Here is a 26,404-nt window from a genome sequence, read left to right as displayed (position 1 = left end):
GTTGGTGCTCGCGCGCCACGGTAGCGCGCCGACATCACGAGAGATGCCGCAGCTACCGCGATCGCCTCCGCCCGATCAACGATCTGGAAGATGGAGACCGGTCAACCGGTCCGCTTCAACCCGGTCCTGATCGAGCGACTGTGTCAGCTCTACAACGCCACTGAGAAGGAAACTCAGGTCTTCCTGGAGCTGGTCAAGGAAACGAAGGGTGCGAAAGGCTGGTGGCAGGCATTCGCCGAGGACACGATCCCGAAGGACTTCAACCTGTTCGTCGGTCTAGAGGATGCCGCCAACCGGATCACGTCGTACCAGACGACGTTCTTGCCGGGCCTGCTGCACACTGAAGAGTACAAGCGTGCGCTGATCTGGACGGAGTTCCCGAACAAGCCTGCCGAGGATGCCGAACGCATGTTGCAGGTCGGACTCAAACGCCAATCACGGCTCACCGACGAACGCAATCCCCTTACCTTTCATGTGTTTGTCGATGAGTCTGTGCTTCGACGCACGACAGGAAACACTGAAATCATGACTGCCCAACTCCGCCACTTGTTGGAGGTCGGGGAGTTGCCGAACGTATCGATCCGCGTCGTGCCGGCGACAGTTGGTGCGTACCGCGCTCTTCTGGTCGGCATATTCGTGCTGATGGAGTTTCCGCGCCACCCGACCGCAGATTTGACGGTGCCACCGGTGGTCTATGTGCAAGGTTTCCTGGGCGACTTGTACCTTGAGAACGCAGACGAGATCCGGCAGTACCGTCAAGCCTGCGCAGAACTGGACCGTCTGGCGCTGGATGAGGCAGGCAGTCGAACCCTCATCTTCAAGATCGCGAAGGAGTATGACAGTGAGCGTTGACCTATCCAGTGCGAAGTGGTTCAAGAGTAGCCGCAGCAGCGGGGCGAAGGATTGTGTCGAGGTCGCGCACCTCGAAGGCGGCATGGTCGGCGTCCGCGACTCGAAGAACCCGACCGGCCCGGCGCTGGTGTTCACCCCCGGCGACTGGGACGCGTTCACCGCTGGCGTGAACGACGGCGAGTCCAAGCGCTCGTAGCAGTAGGGATCACCGCGGCCCGGCCCGCTGTCCTCGAAAGGACAGGGGCCGGGCCGTTTTCTGCATCTGTATAGGTGCCGGTCCAGACTGACCGGCCCCTCTGCGTTCGAACCCGGGCCAGCGAACAGGCAGGTGCGGAGGCAAGATCAGGGAAGGAGACCTACCTCGTATGCCCAGCCAACGAAACTCTCGACCGTCGGGAGTCGCATGTGGGTAGCGAGCAGGTTTTCGTAGATCCGCTCGGCTGCCTCGGAGTCGATGTCGTCGAGGGTCTTGCAAGCTTCGGCGATGATCCACATCGACGTGACAAATCGCACGCCGCGCTGACGCGCTTGGGACCGGGCGTCGCGATCGTCGATCACGGCCACCATCTGCCGGTGGACGGCACACGCGAGCACAGCGCACTCACCGAGGTTCTTGCGTGGCCCGTCTCCCTTCATCGACGGCATGTCGACCTTGATTTGGAGTTGGGTATCCGCTTCCTCGAACGTCAGAACCCCGAGTTCGACCCAAGGAAGTTCCGTGATCGACGGGATGTCGTATCCGCGGTCGCGGCCCTCCTCCACCTCGCCGTTCACGGTGTCGGGGATCAGGATCAGTCCCTGCGGGGCGAGTCGGCGAAGGATGTCTTGGTGGCCGGCGCGGCAGAAGTGAGTGAAGGTCGAGGTATCCATCACCCAGCGGGGCCCCTCCGGTGTGGTCACAGGCTCGCGTAGTCGGCGGCCGTCTCCGCCCGCTGCGGCGGGAGATCGTCGTCGATGAGCCCACCACGCAACAGTTCCACTGCTCTCGCCGCAGTCATCCGCCGGTCGACGTATGCGTCGATGATCGCGGCGGTCATCCCGGGTGATACCGACGGCGCGCGCAGTTCGTCGGTATCACGGACGATCGCCAGCTTTGCGAACTCCCCGGGCACCGGGTTGCGTCGTTCCATGGAGCGGTACTCGTCATCGCTGATCAGATTCAGATTCCGCAGATGCAGGATCACTGACGACCATGACATCCGATACGTGCCGGCGACACGGATCGTTCGGTCACGCACCGAGTCCGTGAGATGGTCCTGCCACAGCATCGTGACACCCGCCCGGGGAGCGAGAAGGTACGCGGCAAACGAGTTGATCATCCGCTCGGCGTCGGCAGCGGCAGCATCGTAGGCGTCGCCGAACAGCCAGTGTCCGAGTTCGTGCGCCAGTGACATCCGGCGGCGCCCCGGCTTTGCGTCACCGTCGATCACCGCGGCTGCACACCCCCGTTCCACCTCCACGAGAGCGCCATCCGCCCCGCCACCGCCGAGCGGCAGCGAGCACGAGTACAGGCCGAATGTCTCGGCGGCGCGGGCGAGTTCGTACAACGGCTCAGAACCTACACCGAGGCGTTCCCGCACCTTGCCTGCGATGCTTTCGCAGTCGGCATGCGACTGCGGGGTCTGCCAGGTCGGGCGGTCGGCAATGGCCTTGATCACGCCCGTGGTCACCAGTGCAGCGACGTCACCGGAGAACACCTCCAGTGCGCGATCCAGCCGGGCGGTGGACTCGTGTGTCGGCCCTGCTTCGGAGCGGCGGCTGACCACGGCGGGCAGCGGGTCGCGCACGAACCACGACAGCGGGGTGTCGAGCGCCGCGGCCAAGTCCACAAGTTCGACCGCGGACACCTTGCGCTCGCCCTTCTCAATCCTCCCGAGCGCAGTGCGCTCGATGCCGACGCGGTTCGCGAGATGGTCCTGTGTGAGGTCAAGGCTCTTCCTCGCGGCTGCGATCCGCTCACCGAGCACCTTCCCGTCCATATGTGGGATTTTCCCACATGCAGCTGTGGACTGCCAGAACCGGATCCTGCTCATAAGGGCTCGACGCCGTGGCCGGGTCGGTTGTCGACGAGGTCGTTGCCGTCGCCGGTGCGGGGCTGAGTTCGACCGGCAGGTGTCGCTGCGTTCGAGGGCCTCGGCCGGTCCCCATCGCTTTCGTCGCACGTCGTCTACCTGCACAAACGCGGAAAACCTGGGATCGGTAGGGCGCGGATCGTTCGTACCTTTTTCTCATCGGCCCCACACGAGGGGCCGGGGAAACAGAACCAGGGGCCTCGGCTCCGCAAACGACAAGGACAGACCATGAACGCCACTTCGCTCCGCATCGCCGCCGCCGCTTTCGCCGCCACCGCCGCGGTCGCCGTGCTCACCGGCTGCGGTGACAGCAAGGGCAGCTCGCCCGCCGCGCCCGCGCCGTCCTCGGCGCAGCCGGCCGCTCCGGCGGGGAAGTCGGTCGCTTCGGTCGACGGCAAGGCCTTCGACGCGAAGTTCGACACCACGTGCGCCAAGCAGGGCGGCACCCTGGCGCTCGCGCTGACCGACACCGCGAACTCCGCCTACGGCAACCTCACGGTGAGCGCGACCATCACCGGCGACGACACCGTGCAGGCGGTCGGGATCGCGGGTAGCAAGGGCGGCGACAACGGCCTGCCGTACGCGGTGGGCTTCGGCAACGGCATGCCGGGCGGCTCCGCCAAGGTCGTCAAGGACGGCAACACCTTCAAGGTCACCGGCGAGGGCGTGGGCGCCCCCGACCTGACCAACCCGCTGGCCGCCCCGAAGACCTCGAAGTTCGACATCACCTTCGCCTGCTCGTCCATCGTCGGCGCCTGATCGCCGCATGCTCTCCCGGTCCGCCCCGTCATCCCGCTCGAACCACAGGGATGACGGGGCGCGGCGAACCCTGAAACCACACACCGAAAAGGAAATGTCATGAAAAAGATCCGTCTGCTCGCCCTCGCCCTCGGTGCCGCCGCGATCGGCTACTACGTCTACCACGCCGTCACCTACGTCCCCACCAGCGACTGGGAGCCCTCTGGAATGGGCTGGCTCGGCTTCGAGATGGCGTTGCCGATCATCGCGTTCACCCTGGTCCCCATGGTCTTCGCCTTCACCGGCGAAGGGATCATGAGCGCCTTGACCGGCCGCAACAGCGCGGAGTTCCGTGACGGGCTCACCGGCCTGGGCACCGTCCGGTCGGTGCGGCAGACCGGCGTCACCGTCAACGATCAGCCGCAGGTCCACATCGAGTTCAGCGTCGAAGGCGCGGACGGCAAGATGTTCCACTCCTCCGCGAAGATGATCGTGCCGTTCACCGAACTGGCCCTGCTGCGGGCCGGGGTGGTGCTTCCGGTGCGCTACCTGCCCGGCCGCACCGACCGAGTCGAGGTCGACCTGTCCGGCGACGCGTCCGCCGCGCAGCACGCGATGAACGAGTCGCTGATCCGCAAGGGCATGACCACCCGGCGCAAGCTCGACATCGCCGAGCGCGGCATCGCCACCCAGGCGGTGGTGCAGTCGCTGTCGGTCACCGGCACGATCCGCGATGGGCACTCCGAGGTCGAACTCGGGCTGGTGGTCACCCGGCCGGACGGCTCCACCTTCGCCACTCGGGTGACGAAGTTCCTCGCCCCGGCCGGAGTCGCCCAGGTGCAGGTGGGTCGCATCCTGCGGGCGCACTACCTGCCCGAGGACGAGAGCGAGGTCGTCATCGCCCTTCCGGTGAACGCCTGATGGGTGGGCCGGACGAGATCCGGGCCGGTCCCACCGAGAACGAGGAAGCCGCCTTCCGACACGAATGCCGCGTCGATTCGAGATCATCGAACCGGCGCGGCTTTCGTCTGTTCCCAGGTCTGGCGGTCCGGCAATTTGAGGGTTACCTAGTTGGGCGGTTGTTCACTTTGCCGTCCCTTCCGGATTGTCCGGATGGATTACCGTGCGGCCATCGGCCCAACCCAGGAGTCACCGTGAGTCTGCAGCCACTCGCCCTTTTCGTGAAGCACGACGGACAGTCGTCGCGCGCCGCCGTGACATGTGAGTACAAGTGCGCGAACGCGTGCTTCCACGAGACGCCGAACACCTCCTCGGGCGCCTATTTCGGTGACATCGTCAGCTCGCTGAACCGGCGCGGGCTGATCAAGGGCGGCGCGGCCGCCGTGCTCGCGGTGGGCGCGGGCAGCGTGCTCGCCGCCTGCGGTGACGACGAGCCGAAGGCGGCGGTGTCGGCCTCGCCCGCGGGGCCGCCCGGAACCGGCACCGATTTCACCGCCGTCGCGCCGAACAAGGAAGACGCCGTGGTGATCCCGGACGGCTACGAGCAGTCCGTCGTGATCCGCTGGGGCGACCCGCTGTTCCCGGACGCGCCCGCCTTCGACTTCGACAAGCAGACCGCCGCCGCGCAGGCCAAGCAATTCGGCTACAACAACGACTTCGCCGCCCTGCTGCCGATCGAGGGCCAGGCCAACGGCTACCTGCTGGTGGTCAATCACGAGTACACCACCAGCCCGCACATGTTCCGTGGCTACAACAAGGACACGCCGACCGACGAGCAGATCGCGGTCACCATGGCCGCCCACGGGTTGACCGTGGTGGAGGTCAAGGGTGAATCCGGCTCCGGCAAGCTCGTTCCCGCCTTCGGCAAGTACAACCGCAGGATCACCGCGACCACCGAGTTCAAGCTGACCGGTCCCGCCGCGGGCAGCGAGTTCGTGAAGACCTCGGCCGATCCGACCGGCACCAAGGTGCTCGGCACATTCGCCAACTGTTCCGGCGGACTGACGCCGTGGGGCACCGTGCTGTCCGGCGAGGAGAACTTCAACGGCTATTTCGCCAACGGCGACAAGGTGACCGAGTCCGCCGCCGCGGCCCGGCTCAAGCGCTACGGCTTCGCCGCGGGCAAGACCGCCAACCAATGGGAGCGCGCCGACAAGCGTTTCGACCTGGCGCAGGAACCCAACGAGGCCAACCGATTCGGGTACGTCATCGAGGTGGACCCGTGGGATCCGAACTCGACGCCGATCAAGCACACCGCGATGGGCCGGGTGAAGCACGAGGGCGCAACCATCTACGTCACGAAGAACGGCGACGTCGTCTCGTACACCGGTGACGACGAGAAATTCGACTACATGTACAAGTTCGTGTCCTCGCGCAAGATCCAGTCGGGCACGGGCGCGGCCAGCATGCGGCACAACCTGACCATCCTGGACGCGGGCACCCTCTACGTCGCCAAGCTCACCGGCGATCACGCGGACAAGATCGACGGCACCGGCGCGAAACCCTCGGACAAGGGTTTCACCGGCACCGGCCAGTGGATTCCGCTGCTGGAGACCGGCGCGGACGGCAAGGGCAAGTCGCTGGTCGACGGCATGAGCGCGGAAGAAGTGGCGGTGTTCACCCGCCTGGCCGCCGACAAAGTGGGCGCTACCAAGATGGACCGCCCGGAGGACTTCGAGGCCAACCCCTACACCGGCAAGGTGTACGTGGCGCTGACCAACAACGACAACCGCGGCGCGGAAGGCAAGCAGGGCCCGGACGAGGCGAACCCGCGCAAGCTGAACAAGAACGGCCAGATCCTGGAGATCGACGACAACCACACCGGCACCACATTCACCTGGTCGCTGCTGCTGGTCTGCGGTGATCCCGCGGCGGCCGACACCTATTTCGCCGGATACGACAAGTCCAAGGTCAGCCCGATCTCCTGCCCGGACAATCTGGCCTTCGACCCGTACGGCAACCTGTGGATCTCCACCGACGGCAACGCGTTGAAGTCGAACGACGGCTTGTTCTCGGTGGTGCTCGACGGTCCGAATCGCGGCCAGACCAAGCAGTTCCTCACCGTCCCGCGCGGTGCGGAGACCTGCGGCCCGGTGGTGAGCGAGGCGCGGGTCATGGTGTGCGTGCAGCATCCCGGCGAGGCCGACGACGCCACTCCGGACAACCCGTTGTCGCACTGGCCCGACGGCGGAACGGCTCAGCCGCGCCCGTCGGTCGTGGCGGTCTGGAAGAAGGCAGGCGGCCGCATCGGGGTCTGACGACCACAGCCGCGGCGCCCCACCGGCCCCCTGCAACCACGGCCGACCACCCTCCGCGGCTTTTCCCACGGGTGGAGCCGCTACTCGACTGGGCGAGTAGCGGCTCCACTCTCATCCGCTGCCGGTGACGCCGCTCATGTTCGCGAACCGGGCGAAATCGCCTTGGGCGCCGCTGTAGACGTTGAGGTCGACGCGGCCCGCTATGCCGGGGATGGTGCCGCTGTCGGTGGTCTGCCAGAACGTCCACGTGGACCAGCCGCCGGGGACTTCCGGTTGGGCGTTGCCGCGATAGTCGGCGATCCAGAGCGGGTAATCGGCGAACTCGGTGGTGTCGGCCATCGCGGTGCGCCAGAAGTTGGGATAGGTGTAGACGATCGGGACTCGGCCGGTGAGCGCTTCCACGGTGTTCAAATAGCGGCGAGTCCAGTCGATCAGGGCCGCCGGGCCGAGACCGCCGGTGTGTTCCAGGTCCAGCACCGGCGGCAGGTCGAGCGGTCCGTTCTGTCCCAGCGCCACCGCCGCGTACATGGCGGCCTGCGGTTCGGGCGGCAGGTTGGGCCGGGCGTAATGGTAGGTGCCGCGAGCCAGGCCGGCCGCGCGCATCAGCAGGCTGTCGGGCACGAAGTACGGATTGATGTAGTTGAGCCCCTCGGTGGCCTTGACCATGGCGAAGTTGTGGCCGGAACGCTTGACCGCGAACCAGTCGATCAGGCTTCCGTCGGTGTGCTGCCAGGAGGAGACGTCCGGACCGGTCGGCGCGGCGGTCGCGGGTAGCGCGGTGGCGAGGATGCCGGACAGTGCGATCAGGGGCAGCGCCGCGGCGCGGCGAGTGGTCGACCTCCAGGTGTCCATGCCGCACGACGATAGCCATTCGCTCTGGCTGTTACCAGTGTGACGGATGGGATGTCTGACGTGTCCTCAGCCGAGCCAATCCAACACCGAGGCCGCCGTCCACGACTGCTGCATGCTGCCGAGCGGTTCGCCGGTGAACGGCTCGTAGTACTCGGCGAAACTGCCGTCGCTGGCCTGCCGCAAGCCCTCGGCGCGCAGCATGAACGAGCGCTCGGCCCAGCCGCGCCGGGCGAAGACCCAGGAGAACAGCCAGCTCATCACCGGCCACACCGGGCCGCGCCAGTACTCGCGGGAACGGAAATCCTTGGACACCGGCGAAGTGGAGGGCGGCAGCGCGTAGCGCAGATCCGGATGCCCGCAGAAGCGCGGGCCCTCGAACAGGCGCAGCAGAGCGCGCTCGGTGTCGCGGGGAAGACCGCCGCACAGCAGCGGCGCGAACATCGAGAGCGTCTCGGTGTTGATCCACCGCTGCAACCGCACGTCGAAGTCGCGGGCCGCGCCGGTGCGGGCATCGGCCGTCGCGACGACGCCGGCGCGAAACCGGTCGGCCCAGGCGTAGAGATCGCGCACGTCCGCGTGCGGCTGCTTGTACTCCTCCCCGATATTGGCCAGCACCTCGCAGGCCAGCGCGAAGATCCCGGTGACGAACACGTCCTCGACGGCGAAGCTCATGGTGGAGGCGAGCTGGTAGTCGTCGTAGCCCGCGCGGCGCATCTGCTCCACCAGCCACAGATAGCGGTCGTACTCGCGGTCGGTGGGGCGCTGGGTCGGATCCGAGACCACCAGCACGTCCTCCCGCCGGTAGGGCGGCAGGTCGCCGGGCACTACGTGCTCGTAGGCACGATCCCAGCGCGGCGAGTTGTCCATCCCGGACTCCCAGCCGTGATACAGCGTGATGCGGCCGGTCTCCTTGGGATCGCGGGCATGCGCCAGCCAGCGGTGCCAGCGCACCAGATCCGGCCAGCGCCGGTTGAGGAACTCCTCGGCCACGGCCCTGGTACTGCGTCCGTGCCTGCGCGAATGATCCAAGATCCGCTGCACCGCGATCGCGTGCACGGGCGGTTGGGTGATCCCCGAGGTGTCCGGGCCGTCCGGCGCGTTGACCGCCAGCTTGCGGCACTCCCAGCGGGCCGGGCCGGGAAAGTAGCCGTCCACGCCGTTGGCGAAGACGATGTGCGGGATCATGCCGTTCTTCCACTGCGCCGAGAGCAAGGTGTCCAACTCGACCACCGCCCGCTCCACGCTCAGCGGCGCGAGCCCGACCGCGACGAACGCCGCGTCCCAGCTCCACATGTGCGGGTACAGTCGGGGCGCCGCGCTGGTCATCGTGCCCAGATCGTTGCCGCGCAGCAGGTAGGCAGCGCGGGCCGCGAGCTGGGTGGGGGTGAAGCCCGGATGTGCCATCCCCCTATTCTGCGATGTCACCCGCAGATATGCCCGCTCAGCGGTGTCCGTTTCGTCCCCATCCGATCGGCCCGTGGCCGGTTCTTGTTCGGCGGTTCTCACTTTCGCACGCCCCGTCCGTGATTCGCTGCTCGAGATTCTCACCTCGATTCAGCCTGCATCGCTAGTCGTTCGTCCAGTGCTACCGCTTTTTACGCCTTCTTTCCCCAGCCGGTTACGGTGGGGCCCATGACTTCCGCCGCGAGCCCGAAACCGACCGCGTTGATCACCGGCGCCAGCCGCGGCCTCGGCGCCGCGATCGCCCGCGCGCTCGCGCCCACGCACGACCTGCTGCTCGGCGCGCGATCGGCGGAGTCGCTGCGCGGCATCCTGGCGGAGTTGCCCACCGCGCAGGGCTGGCCGGTGGAGTTGACCGACTACGCCGCGCTCGCCGAAGCGGCCGCGCCGATCGGGAGCCTGAACGTGCTGGTGCACAACGCGGGCATCGCCGATCTCGGCACGATCGCGGAATCCACCGTCGATCAGTGGCGAAACACATTGGAAGCCAATCTCGTCGCGGTCGCCGAACTCACCCGCCTGCTGCTGCCCGCGCTGCGGGCGGGCCGAGGCCACGTGGTGCTGATCAACTCCGGCGCGGGGCTGCGCGCCAACGCGGGCTGGGCCTCCTACGCGGCGAGCAAGTTCGGGCTGCGCGCTTTCGGTGACGCGTTGCGGCAGGAGGAGCCGGAATTGCGGGTGACCTCGATCCACCCGGGGCGCATCGACACCGATATGCAGCGTGAGATCATCGCGGGCGAGGGACGCGAATACCGGGCCGAGGACTTCCTCACGCCCGAGACGGTGGCCTACGCGGTGCGTTCCGCCATCGATACTCCGCGCGACGCGCACCCCACCGAGGTCGTGCTCCGGCCGTACTGATCCCGGACGCACCCGGCGGCGCTCGCGCGGCGGAAGCGTTCGCTCGGCTGTCGGGGCGCAACCTTCCCTGGTCACGCTCGACGACGTGCTGCTCCCGCCGCGCTGACCAGCCGTCAGGCGACGATGTTCACCAGGCGGCCCGGCACCACGATCAGCTTGCGCGGCGCCGCTCCGTTGAGCAGCGCGGCGATCTTCTCGTCGGCCAGGGCGGCCGCCTCGATCGCCGCGTTGTCCGCGTCGGCCGCCACCTGAACCCGGCTGCGTACCTTCCCGTTGACCTGGATCGGGTACTCCACCGACTCCTCGACCAGCAGCGCCGGATCGGCGACCGGGAAGGGGCCGTGCGCCAGTGAAGCGGTGTGGCCCAAGCGTTCCCACAATTCCTCGGCGATGTGCGGGGCCAGCGGGGCCAGCATCAGCACCAGCGGCTCCACCACCGAGCGCGGCGCGCCGTCCGGGTAGCTCTTGGTCAGGTGGTTGGTCAACTCGATCAGCTTGGCGCCGGCCGTGTTGTCGCGCAGCGCGGCGAAATCCTCGTCCACACCCGCGATCGTCTTGTGCAGCAGGCGCAGCGTCTCGCCGGTCGGCTCGGCGTCGGTCACCCGCAGCGCGCCGGACTCCTCGTCGACCACCAGACGCCAAGCGCGCTGCAGGAAGCGGTGCGCGCCGACGACGTCCTTGGTCGCCCACGGCCGGGAGGTGTCCAGCGGACCCATGGACATCTCGTAGAAGCGGAAGGTGTCCGCGCCGTACAGGTCGCACATCTCGTCCGGCGAGATGGCGTTCTTCAGCGACTTGCCGATCTTGCCGTACTCCTGGCGCACCGGGATCTCCGCGCCGGTGGCGTCGGTCCAGAAGAACTTGCCGTCGCGCTCGACCACCTCGGCGGCGGGCACGTACGCGCCGCGCTCGTCGGTGTAGGCGTGCGCCTGGATGTAGCCCTGGTTGAACAGCCGCCGGTACGGCTCGCTCGCGGACACGTCACCCAGGTCGTAGAGCACCTTCTGCCAGAACCGGGCGTACAGCAGGTGCAGCACCGCGTGCTCGACGCCGCCGACGTACAGGTCGACGCCGCCCGGATCGTCCGGTCCGCCGACGTCGGTGCGCGGGCCCAGCCAATACGCCTCGTTCTCCTTCGCGCAGAACGTTTCCGCGTTCGTCGGGTCGGCGTAGCGGATCTCGTACCAGGAACTGCCCGCCCACTGCGGCATGACGTTGGTGTCGCGGCGGTAGCGCTTCGGCCCGTCGCCCAGGTCCAGTTCGACTTCCACCCAGTCGGCCGCCTTGGCCAGCGGCGGGGACGGCTCGGAATCCGCGTCGTCCGGATCGAAGGTCACCGGAGCGAAGTCGTCCAGCTCCGGCAGCGAGACCGGCAGCATCGACTCCGGCAGCGCGTGCGGAGCGCCCTGCTCGTCGTACACGATCGGGAAGGGCTCACCCCAGTAGCGCTGACGGGCGAACAACCAGTCGCGCAGTTTGTACTGGATGGTGCCCTTACCGTGGCCGTCGGCCTCCAGCCGGGCGATCATCGCCGCTTTGGCCTCCTCGACGGACATGCCGTCGAGATAGCCGGAGTTCACCAGCACGCCCTCGCCCGCGTGCGCGCCCTTCGCCAGGTCGCCGCCGCTGATCACCTCGACGATCGGCAGCCCGAGGACGGACGCGAACTCCCAGTCGCGGTGGTCGTGCCCGGGAACGGCCATGATCGCGCCGGTGCCGTAGCTGCTCAGCACGTAGTCGGCGATGAAGATCGGCACGGCCTTGCCGTCGGCCGGGTTGATCGCGTAGTTGCCCAGGAAGACGCCGGTCTTCTCCTTGTTCTCCTGGCGCTCCAGATCGGACTTGGCCGCGATCGACTTGCGGTAGGCCGCGACGGCGTCGGCCGGGGTGGCGGCGCCGCCGTTGGTCCAGCGCGGGTCGGTGTTCGCCGGCCACGCGGGCGCGGTGAGCTTGTCGACCAGCTCGTGTTCCGGCGCGAGCACGACGTAGGTGGCGCCGAACAGGGTGTCGGGCCGGGTGGTGAAGACCTCGATCTGCTCGCCGTCGGCGTCGAACTTCACCTGCGCGCCGCGGGATCGTCCGATCCAGTTGCGCTGCATGGACTTCACGTTCTCCGGCCAGTCCAGCCGGTCCAGGTCGTCGACCAGCCGATCCGAATAGGCGGTGATGCGCATCATCCACTGCCGCAGCCGCTTCCGGAACACCGGGAAGTTGCCGCGCTCGCTGCGGCCGTCGGCGGTGACTTCCTCGTTGGCCAGCACGGTGCCCAGGCCGGGGCACCAATTGACCACCGAATCGGTCTGATACACCAGCCGGTGCGAGTCCAACAGCGCGCCGCGCTCGGCCGCCGACATCGTGTCCCAGGACCGGCCGTCCGCGACGGCCCGCGCGCCGGAGGCGAACTCGGCCGCCAGCTCGGCGATCGGGCGGGCCCGGTTCAGTTCGGTGTCGAACCACGCGTTGTAGATCCGCAGGAAGATCCACTGCGTCCAGCGGTAGTACTCGGGATCGGTGGTCGCGAACGAGCGGCGCCGGTCGTGGCCCAGGCCGAGGCGGTCCAGCTGGCGCTGCATCGTGGCGATGTTCGACTCGGTGGTGTCGCGCGGGTGCGCGCCGGTCTGCACCGCGTACTGCTCGGCGGGCAGGCCGAAGGCGTCGTAGCCCAGGGCGTGCAGCACGTTGCGGCCGTGCATCCGGTGGTAGCGCGCGAAGACGTCGGTGGCGATATAGCCGAGCGGATGCCCGACGTGCAGGCCCGCGCCGGACGGGTACGGGAACATGTCCTGGATGAACAGCTTGTCGGCCGGGGTGGGGCCGGCCAGCGGCCCCACGGGGTTCGGCGCGTGGAAGGTTCCGCGTTCGTCCCACGTCCGCTGCCACCGGCGCTCGATGCGGCCGGCAAGCTCCGCGTTGTACCGGTGCTCTGGTACATCGCTTTCGGTTGCACGTGTGTCTTGCACGGTCCTGCCTTCTTGTGGTCGCCGATCCCCGACAAACTTCGTCTATCAGGGTAGAACGTCCCCTCCGATGGACCGGAAATCGGGCTGGCCTGGACTTTGCGGACGTGTCCGCCGTCGCACCGCCCGTCGGCGGCGCGGCGGCACCGATGCGCTAGCCTGCATGGGTGTTCGTCGTCGCTCTCGTCCTGTTCGTGCCGGCCGTCGTGGCCGTCGCAACCGGCGCACTCGGACTGACCGGCCGGTTGCCCCGCAATCGTTTCTTCGGCGTCCACACCGAGGCCGCGCTGTCCACGGACGAGACCTTCCGCGTCGCCAACCGGGTCGCCGCGCCCACCTCGATCGCGGCCGGAGCGCTGCTGTTCGCCGGTGGACTGGTCGGGCTGGCCGCGGGCGGCGTGGTCTCGCTGCTGGTCGCGGGCGTCACCGCCGTGGTCGCGTTGTTCACCCTCGGCGCGGGCGCGAACGCCGCGGCGCAGGCGGCCGCCGCCATCGCGCCGCCCCCGGAGACCGGTGGCTGCGGCAACTCCTGCGGCGCCTGCTCACTCCGCGACGCCTGCCAACCGGCAGGCTGAGGTCGGCCGCACGCGCCGGGCCGCGGTCGGCCAGCCCATAGCCGCGCGCATTCGCAGCGTGCCGAGCACGACGAGGCTCACTCCATGTCTTCCGCACACGGCGGCGGTGCGACACTGCGCGACAGCGGGCTGCCGACCGGAGTGATGTAGAGCACGCACAGCAGTACCGGCGCGGTCCCGGCGTTGCGGGCCACGTGCGGGTAGCGCGGCCCGCGCGGTTCCCGGAAGACCCGCCACCGCCGATAGGCGACCGGCGCGCAGTCCGCGCCGGGGTGATCCAGGGTTCCCCGCGCTACCAGCACGAACAGTGTCCCGTCGTGGTAATGCCACCCGCTGGTGCCGCCGGGCTCGATGAGCGTCTGGCGCAGGATGAACGCCCATCGCCCCACGGCGAGCCGGAACAGCACACGACTCGCGGTCCCGTGCGCGGGCGCCGCGTTGACCTCGAATTCGCCCCACATCCCTCGATCGAATCACCTCGGACAGGCCGCTCCAAACCTCCCGACGTGCACAGACGGCGGATCTCCTGCACAGGACATCCGGTCCGCGAGTCGTTGTCGAGGCACGGCCCCGAATTCAGCGGGCGTGCGTCGAAAGCGCTTGGAGAACCGCGTGGTCTGCGGAGGGATCGCCGACGGCGATCCGCGCGCTGCCGTCCGGATAGGACTTCGCGGCGATCCCCGCGCGGCGCAGCGCGGTGACGGTGCCCGGCCCGGGGATGTACAGGAAGTTGGCGCGACTTTCCGGTATCGCGAATCCGCGAGCCATCAGTGCGGCCCGGAGCGCGTCCCGCTCCTCGGTGATGCGGAAGGTGCGCGCGGCGAGCTCGGGTTCGGCGGCGTAGGAGGCGGCGACCGCGGCCACCGCTGCCGCGCTCATCCCGAAGGGGAGTTGCAGCTTGCTCACGTGCGCGATCAGCTCGGGCCTGCCGAAGGCGTAACCGATCCGCAGCCCGGCCAATCCGTACGCCTTCGAGAAAGTCCGCAGGACGAGCAGGTTGGGGTGTTTCGCGATCAATGCCAGCGGGTCGATGTACTCCGCCGCCCCGAGGAACTCGACGTACGCCTCATCGAGAAGCACCGGGACACGGGCAGGCACGTCGGAGAGGAACGCCTTCAACTCGTCCGCCGGAAGCACCGTTCCGGTGGGATTGTGCGGACGGCACACCACGACCAGTGCGGTGCGCCGGTCGACGGCATGCCGCATCGCCCGCAGGTCCTGATCGCCCGCCGCGTTCAGCGGCACCGGCACCGCCTCGAGCCCGGCCATCTCGGCCATGATCGGATACCCGTCGAACGTCGGCGCGCTGTAGACGATCTCTTTTCCCGGCGTGGTGAGCGTCTGCAGGATCTGCAGGGCCACGCCGGTCGCCCCCGAGCCGACCACCACCTGATCCGCCCGAACACCCACATGCCCGGCGATCAGCGACGGCAGCCGACGCGGCAGGAACTCCGGGTATCGGTTGGCCTGAGCCAGCGTCATGTGCACCGCCCGCAGCACCGAAGGCAGCGGTGGGAACGGATTCTCGCTCAGGGTGAGGTCGAAGCGGGGCGGCACCCGGGATACCTGGTGCCGGCGAGAGGGCCGGGTGCCGTCGACGACGCGCACGCTCATCGCGCGGCTCCCCAGCGAACGGCGGCCGCGCCCGCGAAGTCGCCCGCGTGCGCGAACCCGGCCAGCAGCACCAGCGATCCGTTGGGCAGCCGTCCCGCCCGGTTCTCCACGTCCAGTGTCACCGGGATGCCCGCGGCGAACAGGTTGCCGCAGGAGTCGAAGGTGTCGGGATGCCGCTGCGCGGGCAGCTCCAGCGCGTCGTGCCAGTTACGCAGGAACAGCCGGTTGGGCTGATTGGTGACGAACGTGTCGACGTCGCGTCCCCGCACGCCGAGCCGATCGCACACCGCCAGCGCCACTTCCGGAACCAGCCGGTTGCCCCGGGCGAACACCTTGGTCACCTTGGACTCGGTGAAGCTGACGCACCCTTGGCCCTCGCCCGGCTCCCAATACTTGCGCTCGCCGTTGGTGGAGAACTCCATGTCTCCGGCGAACTCGGGATAGGTGCGGCATTCGACGTCGAGAATCGGCGCGCTGTCGTCCTTGCGCAGCAGCCCCACTCCGCAGCCGTCGCCGGGCACCGGGGCCTGGGCCAGCTTGCGGATCTCGGTTTGGGTGAACACCGGTCCCGCGCAGTTCTGCGTCGCCGCGATCAGCGCGGTGCGGGCCGGGGTGGTCTGCAAGATCATGCGGGCCATCGCCATCATGTGCACGAACGCGGCGCATCCGCCGTTGTGCACGTCGTAGACGTAGGACGGACGGATGCCGAGCCGGCGCGCCACCTCGGGGCCACAGCCGAGCACCGGGTTGTCCGGCAGCTGGGTGTGCGTGATCAGCACGTCGACCTCGGCGATCGCGTCGGCGCCGTTGCGCTCGATCAGCGGTGCGACGGCACGTTCGACCATGTCCACGGCGGTCTCGTCGCGCCCCACGTGGTGGCGGCCCTTCGGCGCGCGGAACATGACGTTCTTCGCCATCCGGTCCGAGCGCGCGAATTGCGTGAAGTACTCGGTGCCGACCGGCTCGCCGGGCAGATACGAGGCCACGTCGACGAGACTGACCTGCGGCAAATTCTGGGTGCTCAATGCCATCTCATTTCATCCAGTCGGGCTTGATGGGCAGGTCGTGCGCGGCCCGGTACTCGCAGATGGCCTTGAGGTTGTCCATCTCCAGCTGATGACCCGCCGAGAACATCTCCCAGAAGTCGCCGACCCACACCGGCCGCTCGGGCGGCGCGGTCTCGGGGTAGGGATTCGCGTCGTAGAAGGGGTGCTTGCAGTTCATCCACAGCACCACCGACCCCGGCTTGTCGAACACCACTCGCGCGTCGATCACCCGCAGCAGGTAGATCATCCACAGGTGCCGTGACTGGTCCCAGGCGCAGTGATAGTCGACGGTCATGGCGTCGGGGTTCGCGACGGTGCGGGTGTAGATCTCGGTCTCGTCGCCCAGCCGGTCATAGGCCAGCCACAGTCCGGGTTCGTCGGTCTCGACGAACCCGCGCATGCTGTAGGTCCACTCCTCCAGCGACCTGGTGTCGGCGAGGTATTCGTACACCTCTCGGGGAGGCGCGGCGATATAGCCCTGCACCGGACAGTAATCGCCGTAGATCTGGTCATGCGGATACACCGACCGCAGCATGTCCATGATGATCGGCGTGGTCGCGTCCTTGTCGGAGTTCTCGATGCGGAGCACGCCCGGCACGGCCTGCTCCGGGATGTCACTGAGGGCAGGGAGGGAACTTGTCGTCACGGGGTACTCCTTCGGGTTGTGCGGGGCGTTCAGTTGTGGCTGCGGGTTCGCTCCACGGTGGTCAGGAACGGCAGGAACGGCGGGATCTCGTCGGGATCGCACTCGATCGAAAGGAACGACGGTCCCTCGGTTTCCAGGCAGTGCCGCAGCGCGGCGGCGAGATCGCCGACGGTGTGCACCGAGAACGCGGGCAGGCCGGGGAACATCGCGGCGATGCCCGCGCCCAGGTAGGCCGGGCGGAACCGATTGAAGCTGTAGCGATCCCGGTAGTACAGCTGCTCCCTGGTCACGCACATGGCGTGCGCGTTGTTGTTCAGCACGACGAAGGTGACCGGAAGGGCGTGCTCGATCGCGGTGTGCAACTCCATGCCGTGCATGTAGAACGACCCGTCACCGGCGATGACCACCGTCCGGCGGACGCCGTCCGCTCGCGCGAAGGCGGACCCGATGCCCGCGCCGAACGCGTACCCCATCCCGCCCATGCCGAGGGCGACCACGAACCGCCCGTCCCGCGGGACCCGGAGATGGTGCACGACGGCCGCGCCGGTGTTGCCCGCGTCCGCGAACACATCGGTGCCGTCCGGCAATACCGCGTCGATCGTCTCGACCGCTTCCCGATAACGCAGGCCGGGACCGGCGGAGGCGGGTACGCGCAGCGAGGTCAGCGGTTGCGCCGCGCGCACGCGTTCGGATCCGGTGCTGCCGTCGTCCAGTTCGTCGGCGAGTTGCGCGAGCGTGGACGAAAGATCGGTGCTGGTGGCGTGAATGGCGGGCAGGAAAGGCGGCGCCACACCGATGCTCGCGACCGTGCGTTCGGCGAGCGCGGTCTCCGAGCCCGCGCGGGCGGGAACCGGCATCCGGGTGCCGACCAGCAGGCACAAGGCCGAGGACCGGATGGCCGCCGCCAGTTCCGGGTGACCCATGCTGCCCGTGACACCGCAGAAGGCCGGATCGGTGTTGTCGTAGGTGTCTTTCGCGTCCGGCGCGACACCCACCGCGGCGTCCAGGGCGGTGGCCAGGCGGGCCAGTTCGGCGCGCGCGTCGTCGCGCGCGACCTGATCGCCGGCGATGACGACGATCTTGCCGGTGTGCCGGGCCGAGTCGAGCGCGGCGCGGACGCGGGCGATCCCGGCTTCGTCCGACCGATGCGTCCGCGGTGCGGGGCGCCACGGCGCCAGGTCGCCCGCGTCCGCCTGCTGCACGTCTTTGGGCAGCAGCAGCACCGCCGGGCCGCCGCGCCGGGCGGCCCGCACCGCCCGGTCCAGCCGATCCGGCAGATCGGCGGCGGCCTCCACGCGGGCGCAATAGGTGCTGACCGCGCCGAACAAGCGAACAGCGTCGATCGCGCCCGCGCGTCCGCTGGTGTCCTGGAAGGCGCCGTTGCCTTCCAGGACGGTCGGAGGCTGGCCGACCAGTGCGAGCACCGGCACCCGCGAGGCGAACGATTCGGCCAGTCCGGCAACGAGATTCATCGCGCCGCCGCCCGAGGTCGCCGCGACCACGCCGAGTCCGCCCGTGCTGCGGGCGTACCCGTCGGCCATGGTGGCCGCCGAGAACTCGTGTTTGGCGACCACTCCGGTGACGTGCTCCGGCGCGTCGAAGATCGCGTCGTACAGGTCCTCGATATTGGCGCCGTCCACCCCGAAGATGTGGCGCACGCCCAACGCCGAGACCGCTCGCACCAGATGGTCCACCACCCGAGTCCGCATCCGTGCTCCTTTCCGCTGACGAAACATCGACTGCGTACAGGAGTGATACGGACCCGGCCGCCGGACGGTTCAACGGCGGGCCGAAAGATATGGCGCCCCGCTTGCGTGTACGTATACATCTACGTATAGTCGGAGTATGCCCAACAAGACGATCTACGTTGCCGACGACGACCTCCCGCTCTTCCAGCGCGCGCAGGAACTGGTCGGCGGCAACCTCTCGGGGGCGGTGGTCACGGCGCTGCGCCGGTTCATCGAACTCGAGGAGGGCCGCCTGGAGGGTTACGACGAAATCGTGCTCAAAGTCGGTCGCGACGGCGTGCGTCAGGTCCGCTTCTCCGGCACCCTGCTAGGGGAGTGGCACGAGGTCAACGATACGCGGATCGAGCACGTCCAGGTGTATCGCAGCCGCAAGGGCAAATTCGTGATGCACGCCCAGTATTCGAACTGGGACGAATACCCGGCCGACGTGGGTGCGAAGTGGCTCAAGGACTGGCGGGACCCGAAGAGCTGGCGCCGCTTGCTCGGCGTCGGCCAGCAGGACTGGGGTGACTTCGTCTTCGTCGTCGTCGATTCCCTCGACGAACTGAAAGGGCAGTTGCCCGACAAGCTCTACCGGCGGGTGGTCGACGTGGCCGAGGGGCCGAAGATCGAAGACCTGGACATCTAACCGCCGCAACCGAATCGATCAGCACCGCATCCCCGAGGGGGCGGTGTGAACTACACATGCCCGAATTCGCATAGTCGCATGTATCTCAGAAGGGAAAGACCATGGTGAACGGCCATCGCACGCCCGCCGTCTCGGCGCGGGGCCTGCGTAAATCGTTCGGCGAGCAGGTGGTGCTCGACGGGATAGACATCACCGTCCCCGAGGGCACGGTCTTCTCGCTGCTCGGACCGAACGGTGCGGGCAAGACCACCACCGTGCAGATCCTGACCACGTTGATCACCCCCGACGCGGGCGACATCCGCATCGGCGGCCACGATCTGGCCGCCGAGCGCAAGCAGGTGCGCGCGCGGATCGGGGTGACCGGCCAGTTCTCGGCCGTCGACGAGCTGCTCACCGGCCGGGAGAACCTGCTGCTGATGGGCGATCTGCACCATCTGCCGCGGCGGGACGCCCGCAGGCTGGCGGAGAGCCTGCTGGAGCGCTTCGACCTGGTCGACGCGGCGGACAAGACGGTGGCCACCTACTCCGGCGGCATGACCAGGCGCCTGGACCTGGCCATGACGCTGGTCGGCGACCCGCGCATCATCTTCCTGGACGAGCCGACCACGGGGCTCGACCCGCGCAGCAGGCGAGCGATCTGGGACATCATCCGCGGGTTGGTGGACGATTACCGCGTCACGGTCTTCCTCACCACCCAGTACCTGGAGGAGGCCGACCAGCTCGCCGACCGCATCGCGGTGCTCGACCACGGCAGGATCGTCGCCGAAGGCACCGCGGCGGAACTGAAGCGCCTGGTGCCGGGCGGGCACATCCGCCTCGAGTTCGCCGATCGCCCGGCCCTGGCGGCGGCGGCCGACGCGCTCGGCGTCGCCGCCCCGGCGTCGGACGACGACGAGAACCTCACCCTCGCGGTGCCCAGCGACGGCGGCGTGAAATCGCTGCGCTCCGTGCTGGATCGGCTCGACTACGAGCAGATCGAGGTCGAGGGCCTCGCCGTGCACACCCCCAACCTCGACGACGTCTTCCTCACCTTGACCGGCCACCCCACCACCGAGAAGGAAACCGTGCGATGAGCATGTCCTACGCCCTCGCCGATTCGGCGACCATGCTGCGGCGCAATCTGCTGCACGCGAAGCGTTATCCGAGCCTGAGCTTCGGCGTCATCGTGATGCCCACCGTGCTGCTGCTGGTGTTCAACTTCGTCTTCGGCGGAGCGCTGGAGAAGTCCTCCGGCGGGAACTACATCGACTATCTCGCACCGGGCATGCTGCTGATGATTCCGGCGTACATGACCGTCTCGGTCGCGGTGTCGGTCGCCACCGACACGACCAAAGGCATCGTGAACCGGTTCCGCACGATGGACATCGCGCAGTCGGCCATGCTGACCGGTCACGTGGTCGGCGCGTTGATCCAAGCGCTGGCCGGCATCGCCGCGATGGCGGGCGTCGCACTGCTGATCGGCTTCCGCCCGAACGCCGACCCGGTCGAGTGGCTCGCCGTGTTCGGCCTGCTCGCTTTGGTGATGTTCGCGCTCACCTGGCTGTCGGTGGCGCTGGGCCTGCTCGCGCCGAACCCGGAGAGCGCGAGCAACACGCCCTTCCCGCTGGTGATGCTGCCGTTCCTCGGCAGCGGCTTGGTCGGCACCGACACCATGCCCGCCGGATTGCGTCAGTTCGCCGAGTACCAGCCCTTCACCCCGTTCACCGAGACCATCCGCGGTCTCCTGATGGGCACCGAGATCGGCGACAACGCGATCATCTCGATCGTCTGGTGCGTCGGTCTCACCGTGGTCGGTTACCTGTGGTCGTCCTCGATCTTCCGGCGTCGGACGCGCTGAGCGAGTCATGCGCAGGCGATCCCCCGCGAGCAGTGCCCGCGGGGGATCGTCCGATCGGTCACACCGTGCCGGTGAGCAGCACCTTCCCGGAGTTGGTCGCGCGGATCTCGACCGCGCGGACCTGCTCGGGCGCGCCGTCGATGGTCCGGTCGATGGTCAGCTCGGTCCCGGGGCCCGCGGGCCAGGCGTCGAGTTTCTCCTGTTGACCAGTGGTGCGGGTGACGTACAACGCGAGCTCGGTGCTGTAGCGCAGCTGTTCGCCGGGCGGGTAGCTGCAGGTCATCACCACTCGCGTCCGGTCGCCCGCAGGGACGAGCTTGAAGCTCGCCGAGACCGGCGTCGGCTCCACCGGAGTCATCTGGCGTTCGACGAACGCCTGCTCGCTGGTGCCCGGCTCGGTCGACTCGTTCGAACCCGACACCGAGACGGCGATCGGGACCGCGATCGCCGCCGCCGCCGCGGCCGAGGCCACCGCGATGCCGACCGACGTCCACCCGCTGCGCCTGCGGCGGCGTTCGGCCGCGTCGGCGAGTCGCGCGGGTGGCGGAAGGGAGGGCATCGGCGGTGGTGGAGGCAACTCCGGCGCAGGCTCGCCGGGGTGGGCGGGCGGCTCGATCATCGCGTTCGCGATGTCGGTGTCCACGAGAGCGAGCATTCCCGGCAGCCCGGCCAGTTCGGCCACGGCCGCGCGGCAGTCGGGGCAATCGGCGAGATGGCTCTCGTACTGCAGGCGCTCTTCGCGGGTGAGGGAGCCGAGCACGTACGGGGCGTCCCACGTGCTGTAGTCGTCGGTGATCTCCGTCACTGGTTCGTCACCCCCATCTCCTGTAGTGCCAGGCGCAATGCGCGCATACCGTAGTGCATCCGGGACTTCACCGTGCCCGGCGGAACGTCGAGTTCCTCGGCGATCTGGTGCGTGGACAGTCCGCGATAGTAGGCCCGCACGATCACCTCGCGGTGATCGGCGCTGAGCCTGCCGAGCGCGTCGGCGACCAGCCAGCTGTCCAGCGCGCGGTCGGACTGGTCCGGGGCCGGTTGTTCGGGCGGACTGTCGGTGCGGACCTCGCGCCTGCTGCGGGCGCTGCGATGCTCATCCACGGCGAGATTGCGCGCCACGGTGAACAGCCACGCTCGCGCCGACGCGGTGGACTGGTCCAAGACGTTGGGCCGTTGCCAGGCCCGCAGCAAAGTCTCCTGCACGATGTCCTCCGCCCGTCCGGAATCCCGTACCAAGCCGAGCGTGTACCGCCACAGCGCGGTGGCGTGTTCGCGATAGAGAGCCCGCAGCAATTCGGACCGATCGTCGGGTCGACCTGTCTGGCCGCCTAGGTTGCGCACAACTGGGTACCTCTCCGCTCGAGTTGCGGGGCCGGTCGGTGGGCGCAGTCGACAAGTCACCCATGCTCTTGCCGGTTCAGTTGTCGTGTCTCATATCGTGTCTCCTTCGGTCCCTTCGAGGAGTACACGTGCTCAGTTGCGTTCGAGTTCAATCGGGTGTGTCGCCAGCAGGGACAGCGGCAGCGGCTGGCGGCGTAGCACATGCGCCCACAGGTCCGCGCGGCCGCTGCTGATCGGGTCGGACGGCAGTGCGGAGACCACCATCCAGTCGTTGTTCTCCAGTTCGCCTTCCAGCTGGCCGAAGGTCCAGCCCGCGTAGCCCGCGAAGATCCGGATGCCCTCGACGAGCGGGGCCACCCGCTCGGGATCGGCATCCAGGTCCACCAGGACGACGCGTCCGTCGATGCGGCGCAGGCCGGGGACGCCCTCGATCCGCGCGCCCACCCGGACGGTGCCCAGGCACAGCGCGGCGTCCCGTTTCACCGGGCCGCCGATGAACAGCGTGCGTGGCGCCGCGACCGCGTCCGTCCAGCGCGGCAGCACCTCGTGCACCGCGGTATCGCTCGGGCGGTTGAGCACGACGCCGAGACTGCCCGCCTCGTTGTGCTCGATGATGTAGACCACGGTGCGCCGGAAGGTCGGTTCCACCAGTTCGGTGGCCGACACCAGCAGCGTCCCGGCACGAACCACCTGGTCACCGTGCCGGAATTCACGTCGCCTGCGGCCACTGTGCCCGCCGCGAGTCTTGCGATCGTCCGGGTCTTCTGCGCGTGCCACTCCGACATCATCGCAGCTGTTCGCTCAGATTGCGCCTTCTGTGGCCGACTTCTGCGTTCCGGATTTGCCGAGCGGGCGGCGGACGCCCCGTCGCCCCGTCGCCGCGACATCGTAGAGTCCAGGTCATGGAACCGCCCGAGGTGCGCCTCGAGAACAGCGACACCGTGTACGACTTCTATCGCGATCATCGCCAGAATCGCCTACAGGCTTGGGGGGCTTACGCCATTCTCGGCCGCCGCTACCATCCCCGCGTCACCTACGCGGAGGGCGCGCGCGCAGCGCTCCGCACAGCGATCAGGCAGAACCGGCCGCTGCTCATCGCGATCAACCATCTCTCCGAGAGCGATCCCTACACCGTGGCCGCGGCCGCCTGGCGCAGCGGGCTACGGCGGGTGATCGGCCGGGTGCGCGTGCTGGCCAAGGACGAGTTGTTCGCCGATCCCGATCAGCGGCGCAAGATCGACATGATGGGCGGGATCCCGGTGTTCCGCGGCAAGGACCACGGCATCCGCGCGGTGAACGCCGCGGGCCAGCGCATGATGGACGTCTGCGCGGAGCGGATGGCCAGGGGCGACGGCATCGCGGTCTTCCCCGAGGGCACGTGCAACGACGTGGATCCGGCCCGCGTGCAAGCGGTGGGCAGCGGCATCGGGCACATCGCGTTCCGGGCGATGAAGCTCGGCGCCGAGCCCGTGCTGGTGTCCATGGCGCTGAGCTACGGGCCGCGCCACGATCCCTCGGTGCCGCCGACGAAGGAGGAGGCCAAAGGGGCCAGCTTCCACTTCGGCGTCCCGGTGCTCGAGCTGCCGCCGCGGCCCGGTGACATCGCCCGGCTGGTGCGCGCGGATCTGCAGAAGGCGCTCGACGCCGCCGTCGCCGCGTACTGACGGCCTTACTGCGGCAGATTCAGCCGGTCGCGCGCCCAGTGCGGCACCATCCCGAGGTATTCGGGACGGGTCTCGATGAAGTGGTGGACGGTCCGGCACATGGGCAGCGCGCCGAGCTTGTCGTCGCGCGTGCTGTTCAAGGCCGTCTCGACCAACAACCGCGCGTAGCCCTGGCCCTCGTAGCGCGGGTAGATCTCGGTGTGCACGAACGCGCGCTCGGACGCCGTGTCCTGGTATTCGGCGTAGCCGGCGATCGCACCGTCGACGTAGATCTCGAAACGGTCCAGTGCGGTGTTGTTGTTGACCTCGGTCGACATGGCTCGACGCTACTCTGTGCCCCGGTTTCCCGGTAAATCACGCTCCGGACCGGGCGGAATCCCGCCACCGACTTGTCTGACCCGGCGGCCCTGCGCAGAATGCTCTTGGTCGGGTCCGTCGTCGTGCGCGAGCGGGCAGGCTCGGGGAGGTACGAACATGACGAGAACACCGCGGGTTTCGCGGGTCGCGGCCGCCGTCGTCGCCGCGGGCCTGCTCGGCGGATCGATCGCCACGGGCGGCGCGGAAGCCGCGCCCGCGGTGGCGTTCGGCCGGTGTCCCGCGGGGTCCGTGACCGCCGATCGGGGCGTGCACTGCGCCGTGGTCTCCGTCCCGATGAATTACGCCGACCCGGACGGCGCCCGGATCGAGTTGACCGTCAGCCGGATCCCGGCCACGGGCGAGCGGCAGGGTGTCCTGTTCGCCAATCCCGGCGGCCCCGGTGCGGACGCGCTGGATTTCTGGGCGCGTCGGGTGGAGGTGCTTCCCGCGGCGCTCGCCGAGCACTACGACCGGATCGCCGTCCAGCCGCGCGGATTGCGCTGGGCGACGCCGCTGGAATGCGGGACGAGTTCGAAGGACGGCCCGGGGCAACAGGTCTCGCTGGGCGGCGGCAATCGCGACGAGATCAAGAAGGCTTGCGATGCGGCGCAGCCCGGGTACCTGGACACGATCACCACCGAGAACACCGCGCGCGACATGGACGCCGTACGCGCCGCGCTCGGGTTGGAGCGGATCGGCTACCTCGGCACCTCCTACGGCACCTACCTCGGCGCGGTCTACGCGGCGCTGTTCGGCGAGCGGGTGGACCGGATGATCCTGGACTCCAACGTCAACCCGGACTGGGTGTGGACCGAGGAATTCGCCCAGCAGCAGGTCGCGGGCAAACAACGCCTCGACGACCTGTTCACCTGGATCGCCGAACACGACGACGATTACCACCTCGGCGACACCGCTCTGCAGGTCTATCGCACCTGGGTGCGGTTGGCGGCCGCCCAGGGCGGCGGCTGGTACGCCAATCTGACCCCGCCGCCCGCCAGCATCGCCGACCTGCCCGGCGCGCTGCCCGAACCGCTGGCCGAGATCGCCAGGGACGGCTACACCGGGAGCGTCGAGCAGCTCGGCAAACTGCAGAATCTGTTGCGCACGTTGGTGAGCGGCGGTGTCTCCGCGCAGGTGCCGTTGCTCGGCGCGACCACCGTGGCCACCTATACCCGCAGCTTCTGGCCGACCTTCGCGCGCGCGATGGCCGACGCCGCGGCCGACCCGGCGAATGTGCAGCGCCTGCGGGCCATCGAGGGCGCGACTTCGACCGACCCCACCGGGCGGTTCGTGTTCAGTGCGATCACCTGCAACGAGAACGCCGTGCCGGGCAGGCCCGAACTGCTCGGCGCCGCGGCGGGCACCATCGCCTCCGGCGGCAACGCCATGGACGCGCGCGCCGACCTGGTGCGCTCGGGAATGGCCTGCGGTTCCTGGAAACCCGTGACCAAGCCGGTGCCGATCACCGGCGCGGGGCTGCGCACCCCGCCGCTGGTGCTGCAGAGCAAGCACGACGCGCTGACCAAGTACGAAGGCGGCCCGGCGATGGCCGCGGCGCTGGGCGGCAGGCTGGTCGTCGTGGACGGCGGCGACCACGGCACCTTCGGTCGCGGCAACCCCGCGGTGGACGAGGCGGTGCTCACTTACCTGCGCACCGGGAACGTGAACATCACCCGCGCCGACCAGGCGCCACTGCCCGTCGGCTGAGCGTTCCCACACGCGAGTGCAGTTCATGTCGGTCGCCATCGCGGGCGTGGCGGGTGTCGTGACTTGCGCCGACCGGGCCCCGCTGCCTGTCAGCTGAGCGTCCCTACGCGCGAGGGCAGTTCATGTCGGCCGCTATTGCGGGCGTGGCGGGTGTCGTGACTTGCGCCGACCGGGCCCCGCTGCCTGTCAGCTGAGCGTCCCTACGCGCGAGGGCAGTTCATGTCGGCCGCTAT

At 68.6% G+C, this 26,404-nt stretch carries 26 protein-coding genes; 12 read left to right on the top strand and 14 right to left on the bottom strand.

Translation table 11 applies throughout. The features are described 5' to 3' along the window. Window positions 1-33 precede the first annotated feature (33 nt). Together ABZ552_RS01430 and ABZ552_RS01425 are read left to right on the top strand one after the other, a co-directional pair. The gene (locus ABZ552_RS01430) at window positions 34-852 is read left to right on the top strand and encodes a DUF5753 domain-containing protein (RefSeq protein WP_357435530.1); all 819 of its coding nucleotides are present in this window, start codon (window positions 34-36) and stop codon (window positions 850-852) included. Further along, the gene (locus tag ABZ552_RS01425; protein WP_281876323.1) at window positions 842-1,048 is read left to right on the top strand and encodes a DUF397 domain-containing protein; all 207 of its coding nucleotides are present in this window, start codon (window positions 842-844) and stop codon (window positions 1,046-1,048) included. The genes ABZ552_RS01430 and ABZ552_RS01425 overlap by 11 nt, the downstream gene beginning before the upstream one ends. A gap of 146 nt (window positions 1,049-1,194) precedes the next feature. On the opposite strand, the gene ABZ552_RS01420 is transcribed toward ABZ552_RS01425, so the two are convergent. Next, on the bottom strand, window positions 1,195-1,722 hold the full coding sequence (locus ABZ552_RS01420; RefSeq protein ID WP_281876321.1) for a hypothetical protein: 528 nt from the start codon (window positions 1,720-1,722) through the stop codon (window positions 1,195-1,197). Window positions 1,723-1,748: 26 nt separating this feature from the next. Continuing rightward, complete coding sequence (locus ABZ552_RS01415; protein ID WP_281876320.1) at window positions 1,749-2,819, bottom strand: XRE family transcriptional regulator; 1,071 nt, start codon at window positions 2,817-2,819, stop codon at window positions 1,749-1,751. A 333-nt stretch (window positions 2,820-3,152) separates the two neighbouring features. On the opposite strand from ABZ552_RS01415, the gene ABZ552_RS01410 reads away from it, so the two are divergent. From ABZ552_RS01410 to ABZ552_RS01400, 3 genes are all read left to right on the top strand, one after another. Then, complete coding sequence (locus tag ABZ552_RS01410) at window positions 3,153-3,683, top strand: lipoprotein LpqH (protein WP_281876319.1); 531 nt, start codon at window positions 3,153-3,155, stop codon at window positions 3,681-3,683. Window positions 3,684-3,782: 99 nt separating this feature from the next. Beyond that, window positions 3,783-4,583, top strand: coding sequence for a hypothetical protein (locus ABZ552_RS01405; RefSeq protein WP_357435158.1), 801 nt, complete (start codon window positions 3,783-3,785; stop codon window positions 4,581-4,583). Window positions 4,584-4,816: 233 nt separating this feature from the next. Then, window positions 4,817-6,880: a PhoX family phosphatase gene (locus ABZ552_RS01400; RefSeq protein WP_357435157.1), complete on the top strand. Its 2,064-nt coding sequence runs from the start codon at window positions 4,817-4,819 to the stop codon at window positions 6,878-6,880. 111 nt (window positions 6,881-6,991) lie between these two features. Here ABZ552_RS01400 and ABZ552_RS01395 read toward each other — a convergent pair whose 3' ends face one another. Then, window positions 6,992-7,732 carry a glycoside hydrolase family 25 protein gene (locus ABZ552_RS01395; RefSeq protein ID WP_281876315.1) on the bottom strand — a complete coding sequence of 247 codons (741 nt, stop codon included), beginning with the start codon at window positions 7,730-7,732 and terminating at the stop codon, window positions 6,992-6,994. 66 nt (window positions 7,733-7,798) lie between these two features. Next, window positions 7,799-9,136: a glycogen debranching protein gene (locus ABZ552_RS01390; protein ID WP_281876313.1), complete on the bottom strand. Its 1,338-nt coding sequence runs from the start codon at window positions 9,134-9,136 to the stop codon at window positions 7,799-7,801. A gap of 228 nt (window positions 9,137-9,364) precedes the next feature. Between ABZ552_RS01390 and ABZ552_RS01385 the strand changes: the two genes are divergently transcribed. Further along, complete coding sequence (locus ABZ552_RS01385; protein WP_281876312.1) at window positions 9,365-10,054, top strand: SDR family oxidoreductase; 690 nt, start codon at window positions 9,365-9,367, stop codon at window positions 10,052-10,054. Window positions 10,055-10,167: 113 nt separating this feature from the next. On the opposite strand, the gene leuS is transcribed toward ABZ552_RS01385, so the two are convergent. After that, window positions 10,168-13,014, bottom strand: a complete 2,847-nt coding sequence (leuS, locus tag ABZ552_RS01380) for a leucine--tRNA ligase (RefSeq protein ID WP_281916311.1) — start codon at window positions 13,012-13,014, stop codon at window positions 10,168-10,170. 164 nt (window positions 13,015-13,178) lie between these two features. On the opposite strand from leuS, the gene ABZ552_RS01375 reads away from it, so the two are divergent. Next, window positions 13,179-13,586, top strand: coding sequence for an SdpI family protein (locus tag ABZ552_RS01375; RefSeq protein WP_281876309.1), 408 nt, complete (start codon window positions 13,179-13,181; stop codon window positions 13,584-13,586). Window positions 13,587-13,663: 77 nt separating this feature from the next. On the opposite strand, the gene ABZ552_RS01370 is transcribed toward ABZ552_RS01375, so the two are convergent. From ABZ552_RS01370 to ABZ552_RS01350, 5 genes are all read right to left on the bottom strand, one after another. Beyond that, the gene (locus tag ABZ552_RS01370) at window positions 13,664-14,047 is read right to left on the bottom strand and encodes a hypothetical protein (RefSeq protein WP_281876307.1); all 384 of its coding nucleotides are present in this window, start codon (window positions 14,045-14,047) and stop codon (window positions 13,664-13,666) included. A 115-nt stretch (window positions 14,048-14,162) separates the two neighbouring features. After that, a complete protein-coding gene (locus ABZ552_RS01365; RefSeq protein ID WP_281876306.1) occupies window positions 14,163-15,200 on the bottom strand; it encodes an aminotransferase class I/II-fold pyridoxal phosphate-dependent enzyme in 1,038 nt (345 codons plus the stop codon). After that, window positions 15,197-16,231 carry a 3-oxoacyl-[acyl-carrier-protein] synthase III C-terminal domain-containing protein gene (locus ABZ552_RS01360; RefSeq protein WP_281876305.1) on the bottom strand — a complete coding sequence of 345 codons (1,035 nt, stop codon included), beginning with the start codon at window positions 16,229-16,231 and terminating at the stop codon, window positions 15,197-15,199. The genes ABZ552_RS01365 and ABZ552_RS01360 overlap by 4 nt, the downstream gene beginning before the upstream one ends. 1 nt (window position 16,232) lies before the next feature. Then, complete coding sequence (locus ABZ552_RS01355) at window positions 16,233-16,892, bottom strand: SRPBCC family protein (protein WP_281916314.1); 660 nt, start codon at window positions 16,890-16,892, stop codon at window positions 16,233-16,235. Between the two features lie 29 nt (window positions 16,893-16,921). Then, window positions 16,922-18,601, bottom strand: a complete 1,680-nt coding sequence (locus ABZ552_RS01350) for a thiamine pyrophosphate-binding protein (protein WP_281876303.1) — start codon at window positions 18,599-18,601, stop codon at window positions 16,922-16,924. Window positions 18,602-18,737: 136 nt separating this feature from the next. Between ABZ552_RS01350 and ABZ552_RS01345 the strand changes: the two genes are divergently transcribed. The 3 genes from ABZ552_RS01345 to ABZ552_RS01335 all read left to right on the top strand — a co-directional run bounded on the left by ABZ552_RS01345 (window position 18,738) and on the right by ABZ552_RS01335 (window position 21,105). Beyond that, window positions 18,738-19,268 (top strand): EXLDI protein, encoded by a 531-nt coding sequence (locus ABZ552_RS01345; RefSeq protein WP_281876302.1) that lies wholly within the window; start codon window positions 18,738-18,740, stop codon window positions 19,266-19,268. Window positions 19,269-19,369: 101 nt separating this feature from the next. After that, window positions 19,370-20,341, top strand: a complete 972-nt coding sequence (locus ABZ552_RS01340) for an ATP-binding cassette domain-containing protein (RefSeq protein ID WP_281876301.1) — start codon at window positions 19,370-19,372, stop codon at window positions 20,339-20,341. Continuing rightward, window positions 20,338-21,105, top strand: a complete 768-nt coding sequence (locus ABZ552_RS01335; protein ID WP_357435152.1) for an ABC transporter permease — start codon at window positions 20,338-20,340, stop codon at window positions 21,103-21,105. Before ABZ552_RS01340 ends, ABZ552_RS01335 begins: the two co-directional genes overlap by 4 nt. A gap of 58 nt (window positions 21,106-21,163) precedes the next feature. Here ABZ552_RS01335 and ABZ552_RS01330 read toward each other — a convergent pair whose 3' ends face one another. From ABZ552_RS01330 to ABZ552_RS01320, 3 genes are all read right to left on the bottom strand, one after another. Beyond that, window positions 21,164-21,910: a zf-HC2 domain-containing protein gene (locus ABZ552_RS01330; RefSeq protein WP_357435150.1), complete on the bottom strand. Its 747-nt coding sequence runs from the start codon at window positions 21,908-21,910 to the stop codon at window positions 21,164-21,166. Continuing rightward, window positions 21,907-22,443 (bottom strand): sigma-70 family RNA polymerase sigma factor, encoded by a 537-nt coding sequence (locus tag ABZ552_RS01325; RefSeq protein WP_357435148.1) that lies wholly within the window; start codon window positions 22,441-22,443, stop codon window positions 21,907-21,909. The genes ABZ552_RS01330 and ABZ552_RS01325 overlap by 4 nt, the downstream gene beginning before the upstream one ends. 132 nt (window positions 22,444-22,575) lie before the next feature. Next, entirely contained in the window at window positions 22,576-23,220 is a 645-nt protein-coding gene (locus ABZ552_RS01320) for a YqgE/AlgH family protein (protein WP_281876294.1), read from the bottom strand. A 125-nt stretch (window positions 23,221-23,345) separates the two neighbouring features. Here ABZ552_RS01320 and ABZ552_RS01315 point away from each other — a divergent pair, with 125 nt between their 5' ends. Next, window positions 23,346-24,107, top strand: a complete 762-nt coding sequence (locus ABZ552_RS01315) for a 1-acyl-sn-glycerol-3-phosphate acyltransferase (RefSeq protein WP_281876293.1) — start codon at window positions 23,346-23,348, stop codon at window positions 24,105-24,107. 5 nt (window positions 24,108-24,112) lie between these two features. Here ABZ552_RS01315 and ABZ552_RS01310 read toward each other — a convergent pair whose 3' ends face one another. Continuing rightward, entirely contained in the window at window positions 24,113-24,424 is a 312-nt protein-coding gene (locus tag ABZ552_RS01310; RefSeq protein ID WP_159846383.1) for a GNAT family N-acetyltransferase, read from the bottom strand. 157 nt (window positions 24,425-24,581) lie between these two features. Here ABZ552_RS01310 and ABZ552_RS01305 point away from each other — a divergent pair, with 157 nt between their 5' ends. Then, window positions 24,582-26,171, top strand: coding sequence for an alpha/beta hydrolase (locus ABZ552_RS01305; protein ID WP_357435146.1), 1,590 nt, complete (start codon window positions 24,582-24,584; stop codon window positions 26,169-26,171). Window positions 26,172-26,404 lie beyond the last annotated feature (233 nt).

It is taken from the genome of Nocardia sp. NPDC019219, assembly GCF_040632645.1.
GTDB lineage: Bacteria > Actinomycetota > Actinomycetes > Mycobacteriales > Mycobacteriaceae > Nocardia > Nocardia sputorum.
The sequence above is the reverse complement of the archived record's forward strand: the minus strand, read 5'-3'. Positions and strand labels throughout refer to the sequence as shown.